Raw genomic sequence first — 20,925 nt, forward strand, 5'->3', positions numbered from 1 at the left:
CTGCCACGCGCTGGGATGAACTCATGCCTTGGAACTGGCAGCCAGATCAGCAACCGATCGCCGAAGCCGCCTGATCTGCGGCCTCCAGCTCACGCTTACAAATCGAGCGCATCACCCGCATATTGCGCAGCTTGTTTGACCCGTCGCAGGTCCAGGCGCCGGCGCCCGGATGCATCAAGCGCATCATCCTCATCGGACCCTATGCGCGGCGATCCTGGTACGAAGACAGCCGGACGATCGAATTTTCCGATTATGAATTCTGGGTCGTCGTTAATCACCCCCTCTTTGCCGACGAGCGCTGCTGGCGACACGCGCGCGCAACGATTGACCGCGAACTGGGCAATCGCTGCGCCGTGGATGTCGAAGTTTACTCGAAGTCCGATATCCGCGCCGCGAAGTCCGAACGCGACACTTTCATCCTCGGCCGGATCGAGGCCGGTATCGCCCTTTACCGCGCCGCGCGGGATGCCCCGCTGCCCACCCGAGGCAATCGGGAGGGACGGCCATGACCGCCCCCGGTCCGTTCGCCTCCTTCGATCAATTCTACCGCCTCGAGAACCGGCAGCTATTGCACTTCTTCAGGCGTCGCGTGGGCCGCGAGGAAGCCTCTGACCTCACGCAAGAAGCATTCACGCGCATGCTGCGGACCGGCGCATTCGAGCGGGTCGAAAATCCTCGCGCCTACCTCTTCCGTGCTGCTCACAATCTCGTGATCGAGCGAGCACGCCAGAGCAAACGCAAGGGAAAGGGGTTGTTCCCTTTCGATGACGATCGTGACGCGCCAACCGGTCCAGAACAGACGTTGGCGATGGAAGCATCGGATCTGCGGCGGGGTTTACGACGCGCACTTCTTGCAATGCCTCGTCGCACGCGGCGCATATTTCTAATGCACCGGTTACGGCGACAGACTTACCGGGAGATTGCCGAGGAAATTGGCATTCGCGAACAAGGAGTCGAGTACCATATGATGCGCGCCCTCGCGCGATGTCGAAAGGCGGTGGCGTTTCAACGGTGGTGATTGGGCAGCGATGTCAGACCTTGATCGGTAATTGATGTAGTCGGTAATCGCAGCGCCGCTAAGCTCCGTGGTTGCATTGCCGCCCCGAACGAAGAAGCGCTGCTCCTTCCCATCCTTCAGGAATGCGCCTTTCGGACCCGGTTCGCACCGGACCATGAGACCCCTCTCACTGGTCTCCGAAGTGGGGATGGACATAGGCCGGTGGACGAGCAGAAGACAGGCTAGGGCAGCCGGTCCTCATACATCTTCCGGTTACGGCGGCGCTGTCGCCTGTATCGCTTGGTCTGTGTGTTGTGCCTTAGATACGCAACAACAGCGATTGCAGCGATGACCAACAACGCGATAAGCCCGTAGGCAATCCAAATTCGCAGTTCGATGATTTTGACTCCGGCTCGAATGAATCGAGACCCCGCGCTGATACGCGCCGCTTGCGTAATAGGTTCCGGTGCGGCTTTCCTACAATATCCCGGCCTGTCATGCCCAACGGATGAACCACGAACCAAATTGGAAAGATCGCGCCGAAGCCGCTAATTACTGGCTGCTATCGGCGGTTGTCGCCGGATCATTCGCCGCGTGGCTGATTGCCGCCGTTCGCGTAGCGCTCGGCTGAACCGTGGGTTTGTAAACCACATAAACGCCACTATGGCCCAATGGCCCAAGCTTCCTCAGTTTCTGAAATCTTTTAGGTTTTCTGCACCCTCCAGGTTTCTTAGTATTTTTAGTCAGTTATGTATAAACTGCTCGGCGACGTTCGAAGGATCGCTCATCACGTCATCGAGCTTCAACCCGCAGGTTATGCGAGGCCAGATCGACAGCACCGCCGCCGCTTTCGTTTTGATAGCGCACAGTCACGGTGTCTGCGGCCGATACATAAGCGGTAAGCGTGACGCCCGCCTGATCGATGGAGATTGCGGCAGAGGCGATCATGCCCATCCTCGCGCCTATGCACGTCACCGTCGTACTGTGAGCGGCGCCGTCTGCGATCCTTCTTGGATCATATGTCTTTGATCCACCATAACGGAAGTCCGTCACGTTCGCTCCAAGTGCGCTGTTATCTACGTTCGCCGACGCCCCAACCACCACGTTGCCAGACACCACACAGGTAGCTGCGCCAGAATCCACGGTGATGCTACCAGCAATGGAGTTGCCGGAGACGGCGTTATCTGTCCCCTTGACGATCATTACCCCGCCCAGAGTGCTGATGCGCGATCCCGACAAAATGACCTTCTTCGACGCCGCACCGAAAAAAACATCTCGAGTGTAAATGCCAGTCAGCAAGAGATTGTCTGCACCGCCCGTGTCGATTAGGACGCCAGTGGAAGCGACTCCCACCAAGTGACGCGGGGTCGCCTCAGTATCGGCTTCTGGCATCTGGATTGCTGCTAGCGCCGGGTTTGTCCGGTCGTAAATCCCGCCGATGATGCGAAGCTGAGAGCCACCGTTGTTTGCGGTCACCTCGACCGCATAGCCATACATGTCTAGGATATTGACGTTCTGAAGCGTGATATTCGAAGTGTCGGCGCCGATCACCAGACCACGACCCGCAAGCTTCCCCGTGTAGATTCCGCCGTTCCCCTGTAATCCGATGTCCCGCAGGCCGGAGCCTGCCGCCATCGTGAACATATCGCCGTCGCTATCGACCTTCGCGATGCGGGTCGTCAGCGGGCTTTCCCCATAGAGAACCTGACCGAACGCCAGCGCCTTTCCAGAAGGAACATAGCTGTATACCCCGATGGGGAAAAAGACGTGCTTGCCCGTGTCGATGGCCGCATTGATTGCGGCAGTGTCAAGAGCTGCGTTGCCACCGACGGCACCGAAGTCTTTGACGCTCACTATGTCGCGAGCTTTGGACTGCGCAGTGCGGGTAATAGCTCCCGCTTCTGATTGCTGGATCCCGACCATCTCTCCGCCAGCGGACGAGCGGAGACGATCGATCGATTGCGCCAGCGCCGTTAAGCTCTGCGGCGTCTCGCCTGTGGCAGCGCCAGTCTTTGCAGAGGAGTCCCATATCGCGAAGGACCCTGCCGCTGCCAACAGACCGCGTCGCCCGATTTTTCCGCCGCTATACCTCATAATGTCTCCGTTTGTTCGGTCGCAATCGATGCGCTCACGCAAACTGTTATGTAATTTGCAGGCCTATGTCTCACGCAGCGAGAAAAGGGATGGCAGAAATCAGCCCGGCAACGGAGGCTCTAGCGACGACGGCGGACAGCATCCAGAAATTGGCCGCCTCAGTGCGCATTCGCCAGTTGGGCGGCTACGGCGAACTTCTTGCTGACATTGACGCCGGTGAGGCGCCACCCGTCGGCTCGATCACGTCGCGATCGGTAGTCCGATAGAGCCGGGCCCCACGGTAACTTGCTAGGCGGAATGATGCGCTCGCGCGACAATCTCTGCTATTCGCTGAGCAGCGAGGCCGTCGCCGAACGGATTATGCGCGCGGGACATCGCCAAATAGGCTTCGCTATCGTCCAAAAGGCTAAAGATTTCGGTCACGATACGGTCCTTGTCGGTGCCCACAAGCTTTGCCGTGCCGGCGGTAATACCCTCGGGCCGTTCGGTCGTATCGCGCATGATGAGCACGGGCCTGCCGAGCGAAGGTGCCTCCTCCTGCACGCCGCCGCTATCGGTAAGCACGAGATCGGCTTCTGCGAGCAGTCGTACGAAGTTAGGATAGTCGAGCGGGTCGATTAGTGCCACGTTGGAAAGCGCAGCGAGCAGCGGTTCCATTGCGCTTCGAACCTGCGGATTCGGGTGTACCGGGAAGATCACCGCGACATCGGGTCGGCCTGCGATGGCAACGATAGCTTCGGCGATCGCGCGCATTCCACCACCGAAATTTTCCCGCCTGTGAGAGGTGACGGCGACGATGCGCTTGCCTGCAAAGCGTTCGACCAGCGGATCAAGGCTAGCGGCGAGCGATGGATTCTCGTCGATCCGGGCTTTCGTCGCAAGTAGCGCATCGATCACGGTATTGCCGGTAACATGAATCTGCTCGGTCGGCACGTTCTCCGCGCGCAACGCCGCCGCCGCGGTTTCCGTCGGGGCGAAATGCAGGTCGGCGACAGTGCCCGCAACCTTGCGATTCACCTCTTCGGGCCAAGGATGATAAATATTGCCGCTGCGCAGCCCAGCCTCGACATGACCGACAGGGATCTTGCGAAAGTAGGCGGCAAGCGTTGCCGCCATTGTCGTCAGTGTATCGCCGTGGACGAGGATACGATCGGGCTTCTCGAAGTCGAAGGTCTCGCCGAGTCTCGTTACGAGGCGCGCAAGTAGAGTATCGAGGGACTGGTTTGGCGTCATCACGTCGAGATCCACGTCGGGGGTGATTCGCGCGATTTCAAGAACTTGGTCGAGCATCTCGCGATGCTGGGCGGTCACGCAGACGCGAACGTCGACGCCTGAGATCTGCTGAAGCGCATGAATCACCGGAAACATCTTGATCGCCTCGGGCCGCGTGCCGAACACGACCAAGACCTTTCGTGCCGCCGAATCCGTTGATAAACGTAATTCCGAACTCATAAATCAGAAGCTTTCCCGGCGAATCCTTTGGCCCCCTTAGCGTAAAGCTCTTGCCGCTCGCTTAACTTCGCACTATTCGGCGCGCCGGTCACAGGATTCTGGCTCGAAACGGTCCAACAGAGCTACCAGGGACCGTAGCATTTGCCGTCGAGGGGGCGGGCAGATGGTACATTCCTTTGTAATATAAGAGTTTCACTCGAAAAGCCCCATATGTCCTTTCTTGGTTTCCTGAAGCGCCGCCAAGGCGGAGAGCGCGTAGCGGACGCAGCGTTGCCGCGTGTACCGGCAGGTGAGCGCGTCTATGCCATCGGCGACATTCACGGCCGCGACGACCTGTTCAAACAGCTTCTGGCCAAGGTCGAGGCGGACAATGCCGCGCGCGGCAAGGCTTTCACGACGCTGATCCTGCTTGGCGACCTCGTCGACCGCGGTCCCGATTCCGCTTCGGTCATCGAGCGCGCGCTAGGTATCGGTGCGCCATTCGACAAAGTCGCAATGCTTGTCGGCAACCATGAGGAATGTTTTCTCGCGGCGCTGACAGGCGACCTAAAGCGCGTGCGCTATTTCATACGTATCGGCGGGGACGCCACGATCCGCAGCTACTGGTGCGACGATGCTGCCTACGCGGCGATGACCTTCGAGGAAGTGGCTGAGCAACTGCCCGGAAAGGTTCCGCAGGCGCACGTCGACTTCCTCAACCGCGGCGAGGACATGATCCAGATCGGCGACTATGTCTTCGTCCATGCGGGCATCCGCCCCGGCGTGCCGCTGGACCGGCAGAAATTGCCCGATTTGCGCTGGATCCGGGAGGAATTTATCCACGACGATCAGGACCACGGCGTAACAATCGTCCATGGTCACACGATTTCCGAAGATGTTGACGAAACGCGGAACCGTATCGGAATAGACACCGGCGCCTATCTGACGGGACGTCTGACCGCGCTGGGCCTGGAAGGCGACCGGCGCTGGTATCTCGATACTGCGGATTTCGAACTCAACTAGTTTTTTGCCCGCTTTAAGACGAAGCGATAGACTCTGCACCGGTTGGGTCGCATTACCGGCTGCACAACGAATATTGGACAGGAATTCGATGAAGCCGACAAGGTCGATGAAGCCGGTATCGGGCAACTTGCTGCAAAACGACTTGTCCCCGGCGACGCGTCTTGTTGCGCTTGCGCTGTTCGTTTTCGCGGTCGCGCTGACCGGCGGCGGCTCGCGGAGCGATATCGCGTCGCTGCCCCTGCTGCGCGGCTTCGCCGCGCTGACCTTCTTTGCGATGCTCGCATTCGTGCCGACGGTGGTATGGCGGGGTATACGGTTTCCGCTTATCCTGCTCGGCCTGCTGGCCGCTTGGATGGTCGTGCAGCTGATCCCGCTGTCCCCCGCCATTTGGAGCACCCTGCCGCTTCGCGATCGTGTCGTCTCGATTGACGAGTTGCTGGGGGCGGGGGATCGGTGGCGGCCAATCAGCATGACGCCGACGCAGACTGTCAACAGCCTGCTGGCGCTGATCGTGCCTGCGGCCGCCCTGCTCGTCGCCGCCGCAGTGCCCGCCGGCGAAAGGATACGACTGTGGTGGGCCATTTGGGGTTTCGGCGTGGCGTCAGCAGTTTTCTGTCTGTTCCAATTCGTCGCCGGGCCGCGAAGCCTATTTTACCTCTACCGCATCACCAACGAGGGCTCGCTCGTCGGCCTGTTCGCCAACCGCAACCACAACGCGCTGTTGCTCTCGCTTTCGATACTGTCAGCCGGCTGGCTCGCGGTAAACGAGATAGCGAGCCGTACGAAGCGGCCGCTGATCGTGCCGATGCTGATCGGCAGCATGGTCTTTTTCCTGTTGCTTATCCTGATCATCGGATCGCGGTTCGGCCTCGTTTTTGGGTCGGTGAGCCTTCTTTCCTGCTACTTGCTTGTCCGGTGGAGCTATCGGTTCGAGCCCAAGCCGATCAATCAGGCACGGGGCCGGGCGCATCGCCGTGCCGCCGCGGCAGCACCGGCCGCAAGGCCCGCTAGGCGTATCCTTCTGAACCTGCTTCCCTTCCTGCTGATCGCGGGGCTTGTTGCGGTCTTTTATTTCTCCGGCCGCGACAACACGGTTGCGCGTCTCGTCGATGGGGACGGTGCTGAGGAAATCCGCATCGCGGCACTGGGAACCGTCGCCTCGCTGGCGAAAGGACAGTGGCTTCTGGGGTCGGGCTTCGGTTCGTTTGCCAGCGTTTATCAGATTGTTGAGCCCGACGCGCTGCTACGGCAGGACTATTTCAACCAAGCACACAATGACTGGCTTCAGTTGCCGATCGAAGGCGGATTGCCTGCGGTCCTCATCTTTCTGGCGGGCGCGTCATGGATTGTTTCGGGCCTAGTCGGTGCACTGCGGCAACGCTCGCGACCGTTCGGGGTCGAATTTGTCGAGCCGATCGTTCTTGCCGGGGCCTTCGCCTTGATCGTGCTGAATTCGATTGTAGATTATCCCTTGCGAACTCAATCGCTTGCGATGATCGCCGTATTTCTGCTCGTTATTCTCGCGCGGCTGCGCCCAACAACCGAAGATTCGGTGCCGTGGGGCTAAAGAAGCTTCCGCAACCTCGATTTTCTTCCTATGGCCGGGCGGCCTTTACCAAATAATCTTGCTTGGAACCTTTTTATATGACCGGCTTGCGTTCCCTTGTTGTTTTTGCCTGCCTGGGCCTCGCGGCTTGCGGTGGGAAGCAGCCCGTCGCGAATGTGCCGACGAGCGGCGTTACCCTGCTCGAAGCTCTGCCGCAGCCGACCGGTGTCGATACCCAGCAGGCATCGCGCCAGACGTTTGTAGGTCCCTTTACCGAGCTTACGGTCGAAGTGTATGGGGTTCCGGATCTTACGCGCGAAATTCTGACTGACGGCAACGGTCGCTTTTCCTATCCCTTCGCGGGAACGCTTGACGGTGCGGGGAAGACGACGGCCGAACTCGCGACCGAGATCGAAGGGCGGCTCGCCGGACGCTATGTCCGCAACCCGCAGGTCACGGTCAATCTGAAGGCGTCGAGCAACCCCGCACTGCTGATGTCGCAGGCCGTAACGATTGACGGCGAAGTGACCAAGCCCGGACAATATCCGCTGGTCGGCAAGCAGACGCTGATGCGCGCGATTTCGTTGGCTGGCGGCATGTCCGACTACGCCAAGCTCGATGACGTCCTCGTGTTCCGCAAGGTCGAGGGCAAGCAATATGTCGGCATTTATAATCTGAAGGCGATCCGCCGCGGCAATTACGCCGATCCTGAGATTTTCCCTAATGACATCGTCATAGTGGGTAACTCGCCGCAGCGCCGCCTGTTCGAGGATGTGATCAAGGCGACAACATTGCTGAGCACGCCGCTGGTGGTGATCAGCAACCTCGGAAACAACAGCAACTAAGACCCGCAATTTCTAAACGGATGAAGCTGAATATGGATAGCGCTAGAGGCCGGCGATCGGTCGTGACTGCGGGAATTACTGAGGTCGACGCTGAGGCGCCGGCATATCGCGGTGGCTTTTTCGACATGCACATGCTGGAGCGCGCCTTCGTCGCGGTCCTCAATCACAAAGTGTGGGTCGCGGGTGCGCTCCTGACCTGCCTGTCGCTCGGCCTGATCGCGACCTTCCTGATGACACCGCTCTATACGAGCACGTCGCGTATCGAAATTTCGCCGCAAGCGCCGGTTGAAACCGACGTCGAAGGCGCGCGCGAAAAGACAATTGCCAACGAAATCGCTTTCTTCAATACGCAGTACAGCCTCCTAGAATCGCGCTCGCTCGCGGCGCGGACGGTTCGTGCCGGCAATTTGCTAAATGATAAGGAATTTCTTGCCGTCTACGATCTGGCCGAGGCTGAAGAAGGCGGTACTCCCAACAGCGCACAGCGTACGCGGATGGCCGAGCGCGCCGAGAAGATACTGCTCGACGCGGTCAGCATTTCGCCAGTGCGTCAGTCGAGCCTTGTCGACATCAGCTTCTCGACGCCGTCGCCGGGCCTTTCGGCGAAACTGACGAACCTGTGGGTCCAGCAGTTTGTTGCCTCGAACCTCGATCGGCGGTTTGCCGCGACCAGCGATGCGCGCAAGTTCCTCGAGCAACGCATCACTTCCCTCCGCCGTAATCTGGAAGATTCGGAACGCGAACTGATCACCTATGCCACCAATAGTGGCATCATCACGATCGAAGGACGCGTCGATCCCGTCAGCGGTCGAACGGTTTCGGAGCGCACACTTGCGTCTACCGACGTAGAGAAGATCAGCGAAGCGCTGGCTAAGGCGCGCGACGAGCGCGTGCAGGCTGAAAGCCAGTTAAACAACTCAACTTCGGCGGCAGATAGCTGGAGCAACAATGCGGTCAGCGGACTGCGGCAGAAGCGCGCGGAGCTTTCGGCCGACGTCGCGCGGCTCAGTGCCATATATGGCGACGAATATCCCGAACTGCTCTCAAAGAAGGAGCAGCTTGCGACGCTGACTCGCAGCATCGAGGCTGAAACCGGACGCGCGCGCAACATCAACCGCGAAACTTATTCGGCCGCGGTTAAGCGCGAAAACGATCTTGTCGGCGAGCTCGACAAGATCACCGGCAAGTATCGCGACCAGCAGCGCCGTTCGATCGAATATGCGATCCTGCAGCGCGAAGTCGACACGAACCGGCAACTCTATGACGGCTTGCTCCAGCGCTACAAGGAGATTGGCGCCGCTGGTGTCGGGACGAACAATATCTCCGTTGTTGATACGGGAATGCCGTCGCGCAAACCGTCGAGCCCCAACCTTTTCCTGAACCTAGCCCTTTCGCTGCTTGCCGGCCTAGGCCTGGCCGCTGCTCTGGTATTCCTACTCGAACAGCTGGACCAGTCGATCCGCGATCCGAGCGAGGTCATTGATCGCTTCGGTCTGCCGCTCCTCGGGTCGATCCCGAAGGTCGAGGCCAACGATTTCGAAGAACTGCTGCTCGACAAGAAGTCGATGGTGTACGAAGCCTATCTGGCAGCGCAAACCAACCTAACCTTCCTGACGAACCATGGTGCGCCTCGGAGCTTTATGCTGACCTCAACGCGCCCTGCAGAAGGAAAGAGCAGTTCGGCGCTCAGCCTAGCAAGCGTGTTCAGCCAGACCGACAAGAGGATCATCCTGATAGACGCCGACATTCGCAGCCCGTCGCTGAACGAGATGCTGGAAATCGACAACAAGATCGGGCTCAGCAACTATCTGACGGGTTTCGACGACATCTCTGCGTTGGTCGAAACGTCGCCCGATTTCGGGTTCGACTATATGCTCGCCGGCCCGATGCCGCCAAACGCCGCGGAGCTGTTCAGCTCTGCGCGCCTCGGCCAGCTAATTGACGTCCTACTGCGCGACTACGACCATGTCATCCTTGATGCGCCGCCCGTTCTGGGTCTCGCCGACGCGCCGCTGCTGGCGCGTGCTGTCGAAGGTGTGATGTTCACGATCGACGCTTCGAGCAACAGCTCGCGGGCCATCAAGTCTGCCCTTGCCCGCCTGCGGCAGACCGGCGCCCAGATCTATGGCGCGCTCGTCACCAAGGTGGGTCGCCGCAACGAAATCTATGGATACGGATATGGTTACGGGTATGGTTACGGCTACGGCTATGGGGCGGACAAGAAAAACGGCGGCGAAGGCTAAGTAGTCCGGTCAAAGATATGAAGTTGTTAGGTAAATCCTATCTGCTCCTCGGCGTAGGCCTCGTCACGGGCGTGGCTGCCGCCGCACAGAGCTATTCGATCGTCAATCAGAGACGGGCGCCCGAGCGATCGCTGATGCTGGGCCTGCCGTTTGATGGGACTGCGAAAGGATCGCTGGCGAACTTGATGCAAACCGCGCGCGTTGCCAAGGATCCGCGGTCCATGCCGACGAAGAGGGAAATCGCTTTAGCGCGGCAGGCGTTCGCGTCGGAGCCGTTAGCATCCTCCTCGCTTCCGATCCTGATCGAGGCAGCCGCCGCCACAGGCAAAGGTGGGCAGGCAAGGCAATTGCTCCAGCGCGCTGCCCAGCTAACCCGGCGTAACAATTTGCTCAATGCGATGCTTATAGACGACGCGACCAAGCTCAACGATCCGTCGCGCGCGGTGGTGCTGCTCGGACGGGCGATGACCGTCAATTACAAGGTGCGCGATCTTTATGTCGGACGAATGGCGGCGGCGACAGTCAGCCCTGGTGCATTAGAGGCCTTGCCTCCGCTGCTGGGTCAGAATCCCGACTGGTCAAAAGAATATTGGACAACTGTGGTCGGCAACAGAGCGCTGATCCCCAACGGCGCCCAAGTCCGGCTACGGATCGCCGGCCCGCCATGGAATAAAAAAAGGCCCGGCGAGATCGATTTTCAGCTGATCCGCGAGTTGGCGAACCTCGATCCCGCGATGGCATTTCGTCTTTCGCAGGCGCTCGGAGCGCCGAGGCCCGCTGCGAGCGAGATTTTGGCCAACCAAGATTTTCGGCGGGAACCGCGCTTCGCGCCGCTCGATTGGGAGCTGCTGCAGTCGGGTGACATCGGCGCCGATATCGAACCGGCGGTGGGGCGGCTCGTCCTTTCCAGCCTGCCTTCGGCATCGGGCGTCGCGGCGCGCCAGCTCGTCCATATTGCCGGCCCGGGACGCTATCGTCTGCAATGGAAGGTGGCGGGTCTGGCCACCGGCAGCGACGCGTCGCTAAAGTTCCGTCTGGCCTGCGCCGACCGGTCGAGGCCGACCGCGCCGATCGCGCCGGCGATGCTGACGCAAGGAGCGGGAAGTGCGGCGATCGACGTCCGGAACGCGAACTGTAGCTGGTATTGGGCGACGCTCGAGCTCGACACGTCGAACAGCGCCGCCGGCGTCGATGTCGAGCTTCGGCAACTGAGCCTCCGCCGCGAGGGCGGTGCCCCTGCCGCGGATAGCGCGGCACCATCCAAACCCTGACCTTCCCAATGGAGAAACGCGTGGGCCGCAAGATTTTCGTCACCGGCACAGCCGGCTTTATCGGATTCCATCTCGCCAGACTGTTACTGGCCGAAGGGTTCGAGGTTGCCGGTTTCGACGGCATGACCGACTATTACGACGTCAACCTGAAGCGTCGCCGGCACCAGATCCTGCTGCAGAACCAGGCCTTTCAGGCGACCGAGGCGATGCTCGAGGATCGCGAGCGGATCGACGAGGTCATCGATGCCTTTCAGCCCGATGCGATCGTCCACCTCGCGGCGCAGGCGGGCGTTCGCTATTCGCTGGAAAATCCGCACGCTTACCTGCAGGCGAACGTCATCGGCACTTTCAATGTCATGGAAGCCGCGCGGCGCAATAATGTCGGCCATCTCCTAATGGCGTCGACCTCGTCGGTCTATGGCGCGAACGAGGAGATGCCGTTCCAAGAAACTGAAAAGGCCGACACGCCGCTGACCATCTATGCCGCGACCAAGAAGGCGACGGAGTCGATGGGGCACGCGCACGCGCATCTGTGGAACGTGCCGACGACGATGTTCCGCTTTTTCACCGTTTATGGTCCGTGGGGCCGCCCCGATATGGCGCTGTACAAGTTCGTCGACGCGATCCTCGATGGCCGGCCGATCGACCTCTACAACGGCGGCGATATGTACCGCGATTTCACCTACGTCGAAGACCTAGTACGCGGGATACGTCTGCTCATCGATGCGGTGCCGCAGCGCCCCGCGTCGGCCGCGGACATCGAGGAAGGCGATAGCCTGTCTCCAGTCGCGCCGTTTCGCATCGTGAATATCGGCAACAACGACAAGGTCCGGCTGCTCGACTTCGTGGCGGCGATCGAGGAATCGCTGGGCCGCAAAGCCAAGCGCAACCTGATGCCGATGCAGATGGGTGACGTTCCGGCGACCTGGGCCGATGCCAGCCTGCTCGAAAAACTGACTGGCTATCGCCCGCACACCGATTTTCGCGACGGCGTCGCACAGTTCGTCGCTTGGTACAGGGATTATTTTCAGAAATGACCGCTCTCTCCCCGCTTCCTGACTTCACCTCCGCGCCGCTGGCCGTCATCGGTCTGGGCTATGTCGGTCTGCCGCTGGCGGTCGAGTTCGGCCGCGTCCGCGACGTAACCGGCTTCGACATCAACGAGGATCGCATCGCGGCGCTCCGCGAAGGGCGTGACGACACGCTGGAGACGACGGCGGACGAACTTACCGCGGCGTCGAAGCTGCGTTTCTCGTCCGATGTGGGTGACTTGTCATCGGCGCGTGTTTTCATCGTCACGGTTCCGACGCCGATCGACGAGCACAAGCGCCCCGATCTGACGCCGCTGGTGAAAGCGTCCGAAACGGTCGGGCGGGCGCTTAAGCGCGGCGACATCGTGATCTATGAGAGCACCGTCTATCCGGGCTGTACCGAAGAGGATTGCGTCCCGATCCTCGAGCGCGTCAGCGGGCTGAAATATAACGTAGACTTTTTCTGCGGTTATAGCCCCGAACGCATCAATCCGGGCGACAAGGAGCATCGCTTGCCGACGATCCGCAAGGTGACGAGCGGCTCGACAGCGGAAGTCGCCGAATGGGTCGACCGCCTCTACGCCGAGATCATCATCGCGGGTACATTCAAGGCCGAGAGCATCCGCGTCGCCGAAGCTGCAAAAGTGATCGAGAACACCCAGCGCGATCTTAACATCGCGCTGATGAACGAGTTGTCGATCATCTTCGGAAAGCTCGGCATCGACACGCACAGCGTTCTTGCCGCCGCAGGCACCAAGTGGAACTTCCTGAAGTTTACCCCCGGCCTCGTCGGCGGGCACTGCATTGGCGTCGATCCCTATTATCTGACGCACAAGGCGCAGGCGGTCGGTTATCATCCCGAAGTCATCCTGGCGGGGCGCCGGGTCAACGATGGCATGGGGGGCTATATCGCCAGCCAGACCGTCCGGCTGATGATCAAACGCGGCCTGCCCGTGCAGGGTGCTCGCATTCTGCTGCTGGGCCTGGCGTTCAAGGAAAACTGCCCCGACATCCGCAATACGCGCGTCATCGATGTCATCAGCGAGCTGACCGAATATGGCGCCGTGGTCGACGTCTATGATCCTTGGGTCGATGCGAGGGAAGCGCAGCACGAATATGGTATCGACGTGCTGGCGGAGCCGGGTGCGGGCTATGATGCGGTCGTGCTCGCAGTATCACACCGCGCATTCGTCGAGAGCGGCTCCGCGGCGCTGCGCGCGTTCGGCAAGGACAATGCCATCCTGGTCGACGTGAAGGGCGTTCTTCCCCTCGAACACGCCGACCTGCGGCTGTAAGAGGGGCGGGCCCTTACTCTCCATTCTGGCGGGAAGCGGGGAGGACCGTCGGTGATCAAGGCAAGCGGCATCTATATGGTCGGTCGCGCGCTCGCCGCGCTGCTGACCATCGCGTCGGTCGCGATCTTTTCGCGTGTTCTCGCGCCTGGGGACTATGGCTTCTATACGCTGACGATCACGACGTCTGCGCTGTTCAATGCGCTGTTCTGTACGTGGGTCGCGCAGTCGGTCTTCCGTTTCTACGCGGAGCAGGATCCGGTTCGCCTGCAAAGCACGGGATTGTTCGCGCTTGCGCTGTCAGGTGCGGTGTCGGTGGCGGGGGCGCTGACCGTGATACTGCTGTCGGGCAAGCCGGTGACCGCCGAACTGGCGGCGGGCATGCTGATGCTGTTCACCGGCTATTCGGTCTATGAATATTGCAACATCCTGCTGTCGCTCCGGCGCCAGCCGCAGCTGTTCGTCCAGCTGCAGGTCGCCCGCCTATTCCTGACGATGGCGCTGCCGCTCGCGGCCTTTCTGCTGCTGCGACGGTTCGACCATTTCATGCTCGCGTTGGGGATCGCCTACTGGCTGCCGCTGCTGCTTCCGCGCTTCCTGTTCTGGGCTCGGGGTGCGAGCCTTGCGTCGGTCGACCGGGAACTGCTCGGCGCCATGGCGCGCTATGGACTGCCGCTGTCGCTGTCGATCCTGCTCGTCCAGCTCGGCACCAGCCTCGATCGCTACATCCTCGGCGCAAAGCAGGGCGTCGACGTCGTAGCGGGCTACGCCGCGGGCGCCGATCTCGCGCTCTTTTCGATCGGCATGATGGCCTCCTCGCTTAGCCAAGCCTATTATCCGCAGCTTCTGCAACTCCATGCCGAAGGGCGCGACGAGGACCAGCGAAAACTCTATGGCCAGTTTATGCTGCTTTTCACCGGTCTTCTCCTTCCGGCGGCCGTTGGACTGCATTTCGTGTCCGGCGAGGTCGCCACCCTGATTACCGGGAAGGCGATCCGCGCCGATGCCGTGCTGTCGCTCGCCGTGTTTACCGCCACCGCCTTTTTCCTCAATTTCAAATCCTTCATCGTCGATCCGCGGTTCCAGATCGCGAAGCAAATGAAGCTGCCGATCTTCAACGCCTGGGTGATGGTCGGCACACTGGTTGCGGGATGTTTTCTGCTCATTCCGACCTGCGGTGCGATCGGCGCCGCGTGGGCCAGTCTGATCTCCGCATTTACCGGCGCTGCTCTTGCGTTGCTGCTGTCGACGCGGATGCCCGGACGGCTGCCGTTTCCAGCTGCCGATCTTAGCAAGCTGGCGATCGCGACGGTTGCCATGGCTGCCGTGCTCTACGGCCTTGGAAACTGGCTCCGCGGCGACGCCGGCTGGGTGCCGGCGCTGCTTGCCCTCGGCGTCCGCGTGCTGGCGGGGCTGAGCGCCTATGCGCTGGCCCTGATCTTGCTTCGCTTCCGGCCGGCTCTGCAGGTTCTGGAACGGGTCGCGGCGCTCAGGGGGCGCGGGTAGGCTCGCGCAACACGGCGGCGAACAGGTCGTCCCACATCGCCATGACGCGGTCGTACGAATATTCGGTCGCTGTTTCGCGGGCAGCGCGGCCGAGGTCGCGGCGCCGTGCCTCATCGGGAAGCAATGCTGCCAGCGCGGCGGTCAGGGCCTCGACATGGTCATGATCGGGGAGGAGGATCAGGCGCCGGCCGCCCGCGCCCAGTTCGGCCGGGCCGGTCAGCACGTCGAAGGCGATCGAAGGCAGCCCCTGCGCCATCGCCTCCAGCAGGGCATTGGGAAAGCCTTCGTAGGAGGATGTCATGACGAAGGCGTCGGCGCGGCGGTACCAGTCGACCAGATTTCCCGCGAAGCCGGGGAGGTGGATTCGGCCGTCCAGTCCGTGATGTCTTGCGAGCGAGATAGCCGAGGATCGCGTCGGACCGTCGCCGAGCAAGACGACATCCCAGTCAGGTACTGTGCCCGCAATGCGCGCAAAGGCATCGATCAGAACGTCGGCGCGCTTCGATTCCTCGAACCGTCCGGCCCAGAGGACCAGCTTCCGGTCCGATGCCAGCACCTCTGCGGGTCGAAGTTCCGGCGGGTTCGAGGGAAGTGGATCGGCAACGGGATTTGGAATGGTGCGGATCAGCGCCCGCCCGCCCCGCGCGCGTAGCCATGCGCCAATAGTTTCGGTCTGCCCGACAAGCGCGGCCGCGAATGGATAGCTCAGCCGGCGCGCGATGCGATAGAAGAGGGGCAGGGGCGGTTGCAACAGCGGAGGATAGGTCCGTTCACAGGCGACGACCGGAATCCCGAGCCCGGCGGCGGCGGCGAGCGCGGCGCTGTTCACATGCGGCATAAATGAGAGGATGACATCGGGGCGGGCGCTCTTTATGGAGCGTCGGAGCGCTTTCAAGCGCATGAGTTTGCTGGGATTTGAGCCGACGATGTCGGACAGGAAGCGGAGTTGTACCGACGGCGACAGGGTATACGCGCAGTTGCCGCCGCCCGAGAATGTCGGCATGAGGATCACGTCATCGCCGCGGTCGGCCCAGGCGCTCGCAAGCAAGGCTGCAACTCTCTCGGCGCCGCCGGCCTCCATCGAAGACAGAAGGAAAAGGATTTTCATCGGAGAAGCGCTGCCACAGTTTCAATCTTCGTCACAGGGGTGATATTCCCGCCATCCGGTACCTCGTCGCGAGTCGGATAGCATGATGCTGCGGTTCGGTTCCGGTACGTCGTCATGTCTTGATGGCGGTCTTAAGTTTCTGAGAAATGTGAATTAATGTCAATGCCTCTTGCGCAACAGGTGTTTATAGTCCTCGTCATTTTGGGCGCGATATTTCATATTTTCTATCGGCGTTCGGTCGACTTTCTGTCGGCGTCTTTCTTTGGCCTCGTTCTGTATTTTCTCCCGGGCTTCATGGGCTTCGTTCTCGACCCCTATCTGCCCGATATGCCGCCGCTGGTGCCGCTGATCCCCGAAACCTACTGGGTCTTTTGCGCCGCTCTGGTCGGAAACATCATCTTTTCGATCATTTACCGGCCGGATTCGAATATCGTCGCCAAGCCGATCGAGACCTCGCCGACCTTCGACCTGGTGCTGTCTGTCGCCACCATCATTGCGCTGGTGCTGGCGTTCGCGGAATCGGGAAGCGCCCTGCTCGACCCCGACAAGAACAATGTCCTTTCCTCGCAAGGGCGCTTCTGGATCCTGTTTGGCGCATTGTCGCAGATCTGCGCCTTCGTCGGCGTTACATCGCGCCGCACCATCCCGTTGATGTGCGGGTTGGGAACCGTGGCGTTCGCAGTTTTCGTGGGCTTCCGATCATATCTGGCGGTCACCGGCGTCGCGATGATCCTCTATTATGTCACGGTGGTCGGATCGAAGCGGATATTCTCGTTCAAGCTGGTGGTGCCCGCAATTGTCCTCATATTCTTCGTCTTCATCTACAAGCAGGTGTATATCGACATCAAGTACGGCGAATATGCACGCGCGCTGACGCGCTTGTCCGACCCTGAAGTCTATTCAGGATCGATCGAGAATTCAGAGCCCTTTGCGACGCAGGCGATCCTCAACACCGTGCTGATGTACGACTATCGTGTGGCCTTTGAATCGCTCGCCAGCGTCCTTCTGTCGCTTGTTCCCTTTTTGTCGATATTTTTCGATCTCGATCCGCGCCTAGTCGGGTTCAACTTTCAAGAAATCCTGTTCCCCGGGCTGGAGTATGGACTGGCGTCCAACATCTATGCGAACTTCTATGGACTGTTCGGGATGTTCGGCATCTTCCTGTGGATCGTCCTCCACAACGTCATCCTGATGTGGTTCTCAAAGGCCATCCATCGCTGGAAAGGGTATAAGCGGATACCGCTTTTCCTCTGCGGATCGCTGATGTGTTTCTACGTTATCCGAAGCGATCTCGTGTATAATATCTCCTCGTTCAACCGGATCATCTACACGTTCATTGGCATCTTCATCCTGTACAAGCTGGTCGCGATCGTGACCGATGGCGGGCGACGCCCGCGGGTTTCGGTACGCGGCACCCAGGCCTGACCGACGGCTGACGGCAATCGCGAAGGCGCTCTTCCGCATGACCGCACGGATCCTTCATATCATCACCGGTCTCGATCAGGGGGGCGCGGAACGATCGCTCGTGAACCTTCTCGAAAGCGATCTTGGTCGCCGGTTCGACCATCATGTCCTCTCGCTGGGTGATCCCGGATATTATGGGCCGTTCTTGGAGGAGCAGGGGATCGCGGTCGATACGCTCGGCCTCGCGGGCCCGGGCTCGATCGCGCGAGGCGTCGGCCGGCTGCGGCGCGTCGTGCGCGATTTCCGTCCCGATATCGTCCAAGGCTGGATGTACCACGGCAACCTCGTCGCCGAGCTGGCCGCGTTCGGACGTCCGGCCGCGACCGCATGGAACATCCGGCAATCGCTCTATCGTATTGGCACCGAGAAGCCCGGCACGCGGGCGGTTATCCGGCTGCTCGGGCGCCTGTCGTCGCGGCCGCGCGTGATCCTCTACAACAGCTACCAGTCGCGCACGCATCATGAGGCGTTTGGCTTCGCTTCGGCGCCGGGGCGGGTGATTGCCAATGGCTTCGACACCGCGCGCTGGCGCCCCGATGCAGCGCGGCGAGCAGCGTTTCGCGCGGCGCTGGGGGTCGGGGCCGAGGTGCCGGTCCTCGGCTTCGTCGGTCGCTTTCACCCGCAGAAGGATGTGCCGACCTTTCTTGCCGCGGCCGGCGAAGCGATGATGGCGCAGCCTGACCTGCATGTCGCGATGGTGGGCGAGGGGCTGGGCGGGGAAAGCGAGGCGCTTGCGCCCTGGCGCGAGAAGCTCCCGCATGCGCGCTTCCATCCGCTTGGCCGGCGCGGCGATATCGAGGCGATCCTGCCGGGGTTCGACTTTTTCTGCCTTTCGTCGTCGAGCGAGGCTTTCCCGAATGTGATCGGCGAGGCGATGGCGGCCGGGCTGCCGTGCATCGCTACCGACGTCGGCGATTGCGCTCGGCTGATGGGCGGGATCGGGCGGATCGTTCCGCGGGGCGATTCGGTCCAAATGGCGGAAGCGATTGGCGAAATGGCCCGGATGGACCTTGCGCGCCGCGCCGAAATCGGCGAAGCGGCGCGCGCGAGGATCATTGCCGTATACAGCCTCGACGCCACCGTCGATGCCTACACCGAACTATATGATTCGATTATGAAAAGAGACAATTGAGATGTGCGGCTTTACGGGGTTTCTGGACCGGGCGGGTTTTACCGACGGTGAGGCGCTTCTGCAGCGGATGGCCGACACGATCATTCATCGCGGCCCCGACAGCGACGGCTATTGGGTCGATGGCGACGCGGGGATCGCGCTTGCACATCGCCGGCTTGCGATCATCGATCTGTCGCCTGCGGGGCACCAGCCGATGCTCAGCGCCGACGGCCGCTATGCGCTTAGCTACAATGGCGAGATCTACAATCATCTCGACATGCGCCGCGAACTCGAGACCGCGGGCGCCATCGCCTGGCGCGGCCATTCGGATACCGAAACGCTGCTCGCCGGCTTTTCGGTGTGGGGCGTGCTCGGCACGCTGCAACGCGCGAACGGGATGTTCGCCTTCGCGCTTTGGGACCGCGCCGGGCGCAAACTCTTTCTGGCGCGCGACCGCATGGGCGAAAAGCCGCTCTATTACGGTATGCAGGGGCCGGCGCTGCTTTTCGGGTCCGAACTCAAGGCGCTGCGCCAGCATCCGGCGTGGCGGGGCGGGGTGAACCGAGACGCGCTGACGCTGTTCCTGCGGCACAATTATGTGCCGGGCCCCTATTCGATCTACGACGGCATCCTGAAGCTGCCGCCCGCGCACTATCTGGAGATCGGGCCCGATGATCGGACGCTGCCCGAGCCGGTTGCCTATTGGGATATCGCCGAAAAGGCGCGCGAGGGCCGCGCCAATCCCTTCGCCGGGTCGGCCGAAGCATCGGTCGACGCGCTCGACACATTGCTCGCCGATGCGGTCAAGATCCGCATGGCGGCCGACGTGCCGCTAGGCGCCTTCCTGTCGGGCGGTTATGATTCGAGCACGATCGTCGCGGTGATGCAGGCGCAGTCGCAGCGCCCAGTAAAGACCTTCTCGATCGGTTTTTCGGAAGCCGAGTATGACGAGGCGCATCATGCGAAGCGTGTCGCGGCGCATCTCGGCACCGACCATACCGAGCTGTACGTCACGCCGCAGGACGCGCTCGACCAGATCCCGTTGTTGCCGCATCACTGGGACGAACCCTTTGCCGATTCCTCGCAGATTCCGACGCTGCTAGTCAGCAGGCTGGCGCGAACCGAGGTGACCGTCAGCCTGTCGGGCGACGGCGGCGACGAATTGCTCTGCGGCTATAACCGCTATGCGCAGGGCTATGACATCTGGCGCCGGCTCGGAAAGCTGCCGCGCGGGATGCGTAAGGCGGCTGCGGGCGCGTTGCGGCTGACGCCCGGAACCGCGATCGATAGCTTGATGAAGATGGCGCCGGAGAAGCTGCGCAAGCTGGCTGTCGGCGACCGGTTGCTGAAACTCGCAGACGTGCTCGACGTCGATCAGGCCGACGATTTCTATCGCTCGCTGATTTCGCATTCCAAAAATCCGGAACGTCTCGTCCCCGGCGCGCGCGAACCTGAAACACTGTTGACCGCGGCCGATCCCGAATGGGCGGACCGCGATTTCCGCGACCGCATGATGTATCTCGATATGCGGACCTATCTGCCCGACGACATCCTTGTGAAGGTCGATCGCGCGAGCATGGCGGTCAGCCTCGAATCGCGCGTGCCGCTGCTCGATCACCGGGTCGTCGAATTCGCTCTCGCGCTGCCGCTCGAATACAAGCTTCGGGAAGGGGCATCGAAATGGCCGTTGCGCCAGCTTCTGTACCGTCACGTCCCGCGCGAAATCATGGAGCGGCCGAAGATGGGGTTCGGCGTGCCGATCGACCATTGGCTTCAGGGGCCGCTGCGCGGCTGGGCCGACGATCTGCTGAGCGAAGACCGGTTGAAGCGCGAGGGCTTTTTCGACGTCGACGAGGTACGACGCCTTTGGAGCGAGACGCGGAGCGGCCGGCGCCGCTGGCACTATCATGTGTGGGACATCCTGATGTTCCAGGCGTGGCTCGACGCGCAGCGGGCGAATTGA

General features: G+C 61.2%; 17 protein-coding genes. 14 read left to right on the forward strand and 3 right to left on the reverse strand.

What is annotated here, in order from left to right; translation table 11 throughout:
• The first annotated feature begins 131 nt into the window (after positions 1 to 131).
• The 3 genes from ATE67_RS14600 to ATE67_RS22020 all read left to right on the forward strand — a co-directional run bounded on the left by ATE67_RS14600 (position 132) and on the right by ATE67_RS22020 (position 1,628).
• Positions 132 to 509 (forward strand): hypothetical protein, encoded by a 378-nt coding sequence (locus ATE67_RS14600; RefSeq protein WP_231728175.1) that lies wholly within the window; start codon positions 132 to 134, stop codon positions 507 to 509.
• On the forward strand, positions 506 to 1,018 hold the full coding sequence (locus tag ATE67_RS14605; RefSeq protein ID WP_058817431.1) for an RNA polymerase sigma factor: 513 nt from the start codon (positions 506 to 508) through the stop codon (positions 1,016 to 1,018). Before ATE67_RS14600 ends, ATE67_RS14605 begins: the two co-directional genes overlap by 4 nt.
• Before the next feature lie 487 nt (positions 1,019 to 1,505).
• Complete coding sequence (locus ATE67_RS22020) at positions 1,506 to 1,628, forward strand: hypothetical protein (protein ID WP_269433461.1); 123 nt, start codon at positions 1,506 to 1,508, stop codon at positions 1,626 to 1,628.
• A gap of 161 nt (positions 1,629 to 1,789) precedes the next feature.
• Here the strand turns inward: ATE67_RS22020 and ATE67_RS14610 are convergent, their stop codons facing one another.
• Together ATE67_RS14610 and wecB are read right to left on the reverse strand one after the other, a co-directional pair.
• Complete coding sequence (locus ATE67_RS14610; RefSeq protein WP_156417044.1) at positions 1,790 to 3,091, reverse strand: glycosyl hydrolase family 28-related protein; 1,302 nt, start codon at positions 3,089 to 3,091, stop codon at positions 1,790 to 1,792.
• Between the two features lie 288 nt (positions 3,092 to 3,379).
• Positions 3,380 to 4,543, reverse strand: coding sequence for a non-hydrolyzing UDP-N-acetylglucosamine 2-epimerase (wecB, locus tag ATE67_RS14615; RefSeq protein ID WP_058817433.1), 1,164 nt, complete (start codon positions 4,541 to 4,543; stop codon positions 3,380 to 3,382).
• Between the two features lie 210 nt (positions 4,544 to 4,753).
• Between wecB and ATE67_RS14620 the strand changes: the two genes are divergently transcribed.
• The 8 genes from ATE67_RS14620 (at position 4,754) to ATE67_RS14655 (ending at position 15,279) form a co-directional block, all read left to right on the forward strand.
• Complete coding sequence (locus tag ATE67_RS14620; protein WP_058817434.1) at positions 4,754 to 5,545, forward strand: metallophosphoesterase family protein; 792 nt, start codon at positions 4,754 to 4,756, stop codon at positions 5,543 to 5,545.
• Positions 5,546 to 5,651: 106 nt separating this feature from the next.
• A complete protein-coding gene (locus ATE67_RS14625) occupies positions 5,652 to 7,112 on the forward strand; it encodes an O-antigen ligase family protein (RefSeq protein WP_058817435.1) in 1,461 nt (486 codons plus the stop codon).
• A gap of 77 nt (positions 7,113 to 7,189) precedes the next feature.
• Positions 7,190 to 7,936 carry a polysaccharide biosynthesis/export family protein gene (locus tag ATE67_RS14630; RefSeq protein ID WP_231728176.1) on the forward strand — a complete coding sequence of 249 codons (747 nt, stop codon included), beginning with the start codon at positions 7,190 to 7,192 and terminating at the stop codon, positions 7,934 to 7,936.
• A gap of 62 nt (positions 7,937 to 7,998) precedes the next feature.
• Positions 7,999 to 10,179, forward strand: a complete 2,181-nt coding sequence (locus tag ATE67_RS14635) for a GumC family protein (protein WP_058817436.1) — start codon at positions 7,999 to 8,001, stop codon at positions 10,177 to 10,179.
• 17 nt (positions 10,180 to 10,196) lie between these two features.
• The gene (locus ATE67_RS14640) at positions 10,197 to 11,450 is read left to right on the forward strand and encodes a hypothetical protein (RefSeq protein ID WP_058817437.1); all 1,254 of its coding nucleotides are present in this window, start codon (positions 10,197 to 10,199) and stop codon (positions 11,448 to 11,450) included.
• 8 nt (positions 11,451 to 11,458) lie between these two features.
• The gene (locus tag ATE67_RS14645) at positions 11,459 to 12,487 is read left to right on the forward strand and encodes an NAD-dependent epimerase/dehydratase family protein (protein ID WP_058817438.1); all 1,029 of its coding nucleotides are present in this window, start codon (positions 11,459 to 11,461) and stop codon (positions 12,485 to 12,487) included.
• The gene (gene tviB, locus ATE67_RS14650) at positions 12,484 to 13,776 is read left to right on the forward strand and encodes a Vi polysaccharide biosynthesis UDP-N-acetylglucosamine C-6 dehydrogenase TviB (protein ID WP_058817439.1); all 1,293 of its coding nucleotides are present in this window, start codon (positions 12,484 to 12,486) and stop codon (positions 13,774 to 13,776) included. The genes ATE67_RS14645 and tviB overlap by 4 nt, the downstream gene beginning before the upstream one ends.
• Before the next feature lie 51 nt (positions 13,777 to 13,827).
• Positions 13,828 to 15,279, forward strand: a complete 1,452-nt coding sequence (locus tag ATE67_RS14655) for a lipopolysaccharide biosynthesis protein (RefSeq protein WP_058817440.1) — start codon at positions 13,828 to 13,830, stop codon at positions 15,277 to 15,279.
• On the opposite strand, the gene ATE67_RS14660 is transcribed toward ATE67_RS14655, so the two are convergent.
• A complete protein-coding gene (locus tag ATE67_RS14660) occupies positions 15,263 to 16,387 on the reverse strand; it encodes a glycosyltransferase (RefSeq protein ID WP_058817441.1) in 1,125 nt (374 codons plus the stop codon). The genes ATE67_RS14655 and ATE67_RS14660 overlap by 17 nt on opposite strands.
• Before the next feature lie 294 nt (positions 16,388 to 16,681).
• On the opposite strand from ATE67_RS14660, the gene ATE67_RS14665 reads away from it, so the two are divergent.
• The 3 genes from ATE67_RS14665 to asnB are packed head-to-tail and all read left to right on the forward strand — an operon-like array spanning position 16,682 to position 20,925.
• A complete protein-coding gene (locus ATE67_RS14665) occupies positions 16,682 to 17,812 on the forward strand; it encodes a hypothetical protein (protein WP_156417046.1) in 1,131 nt (376 codons plus the stop codon).
• Positions 17,813 to 17,849: 37 nt separating this feature from the next.
• The gene (locus ATE67_RS14670) at positions 17,850 to 18,983 is read left to right on the forward strand and encodes a glycosyltransferase (RefSeq protein WP_197411961.1); all 1,134 of its coding nucleotides are present in this window, start codon (positions 17,850 to 17,852) and stop codon (positions 18,981 to 18,983) included.
• A gap of 1 nt (position 18,984) precedes the next feature.
• The gene (gene asnB / locus ATE67_RS14675) at positions 18,985 to 20,925 is read left to right on the forward strand and encodes an asparagine synthase (glutamine-hydrolyzing) (RefSeq protein ID WP_058817444.1); all 1,941 of its coding nucleotides are present in this window, start codon (positions 18,985 to 18,987) and stop codon (positions 20,923 to 20,925) included.

Origin of the sequence: Sphingopyxis sp. H050 (assembly GCF_001468265.1) — a bacterium.
Taxonomy (GTDB): domain Bacteria; phylum Pseudomonadota; class Alphaproteobacteria; order Sphingomonadales; family Sphingomonadaceae; genus Sphingopyxis.

Bases quoted from the DNA above. Each gene is read 5' to 3' on its own strand.
- ATE67_RS14645 (WP_058817438.1), top strand. From the start codon at position 11,459: ATGGAGAAACGCGTGGGCCGCAAGATTTTCGTCACCGGCACAGCCGGC.
- ATE67_RS14605 (WP_058817431.1), top strand. From the start codon at position 506: ATGACCGCCCCCGGTCCGTTCGCCTCCTTCGATCAATTCTACCGCCTC.
- ATE67_RS14665 (WP_156417046.1), top strand. From the start codon at position 16,682: ATGGGCTTCGTTCTCGACCCCTATCTGCCCGATATGCCGCCGCTGGTG.
- ATE67_RS14660 (WP_058817441.1), bottom strand. From the start codon at position 16,387: ATGAAAATCCTTTTCCTTCTGTCTTCGATGGAGGCCGGCGGCGCCGAG.
- ATE67_RS14625 (WP_058817435.1), top strand. From the start codon at position 5,652: ATGAAGCCGGTATCGGGCAACTTGCTGCAAAACGACTTGTCCCCGGCG.
- ATE67_RS14620 (WP_058817434.1), top strand. From the start codon at position 4,754: ATGTCCTTTCTTGGTTTCCTGAAGCGCCGCCAAGGCGGAGAGCGCGTA.
- ATE67_RS14610 (WP_156417044.1), bottom strand. From the start codon at position 3,091: ATGAGGTATAGCGGCGGAAAAATCGGGCGACGCGGTCTGTTGGCAGCG.
- asnB (WP_058817444.1), top strand. From the start codon at position 18,985: ATGTGCGGCTTTACGGGGTTTCTGGACCGGGCGGGTTTTACCGACGGT.
- wecB (WP_058817433.1), bottom strand. From the start codon at position 4,543: ATGAGTTCGGAATTACGTTTATCAACGGATTCGGCGGCACGAAAGGTC.
- ATE67_RS14640 (WP_058817437.1), top strand. From the start codon at position 10,197: ATGAAGTTGTTAGGTAAATCCTATCTGCTCCTCGGCGTAGGCCTCGTC.
- ATE67_RS14630 (WP_231728176.1), top strand. From the start codon at position 7,190: ATGACCGGCTTGCGTTCCCTTGTTGTTTTTGCCTGCCTGGGCCTCGCG.
- ATE67_RS22020 (WP_269433461.1), top strand. From the start codon at position 1,506: ATGAACCACGAACCAAATTGGAAAGATCGCGCCGAAGCCGCTAATTAC.
- tviB (WP_058817439.1), top strand. From the start codon at position 12,484: ATGACCGCTCTCTCCCCGCTTCCTGACTTCACCTCCGCGCCGCTGGCC.
- ATE67_RS14670 (WP_197411961.1), top strand. From the start codon at position 17,850: ATGACCGCACGGATCCTTCATATCATCACCGGTCTCGATCAGGGGGGC.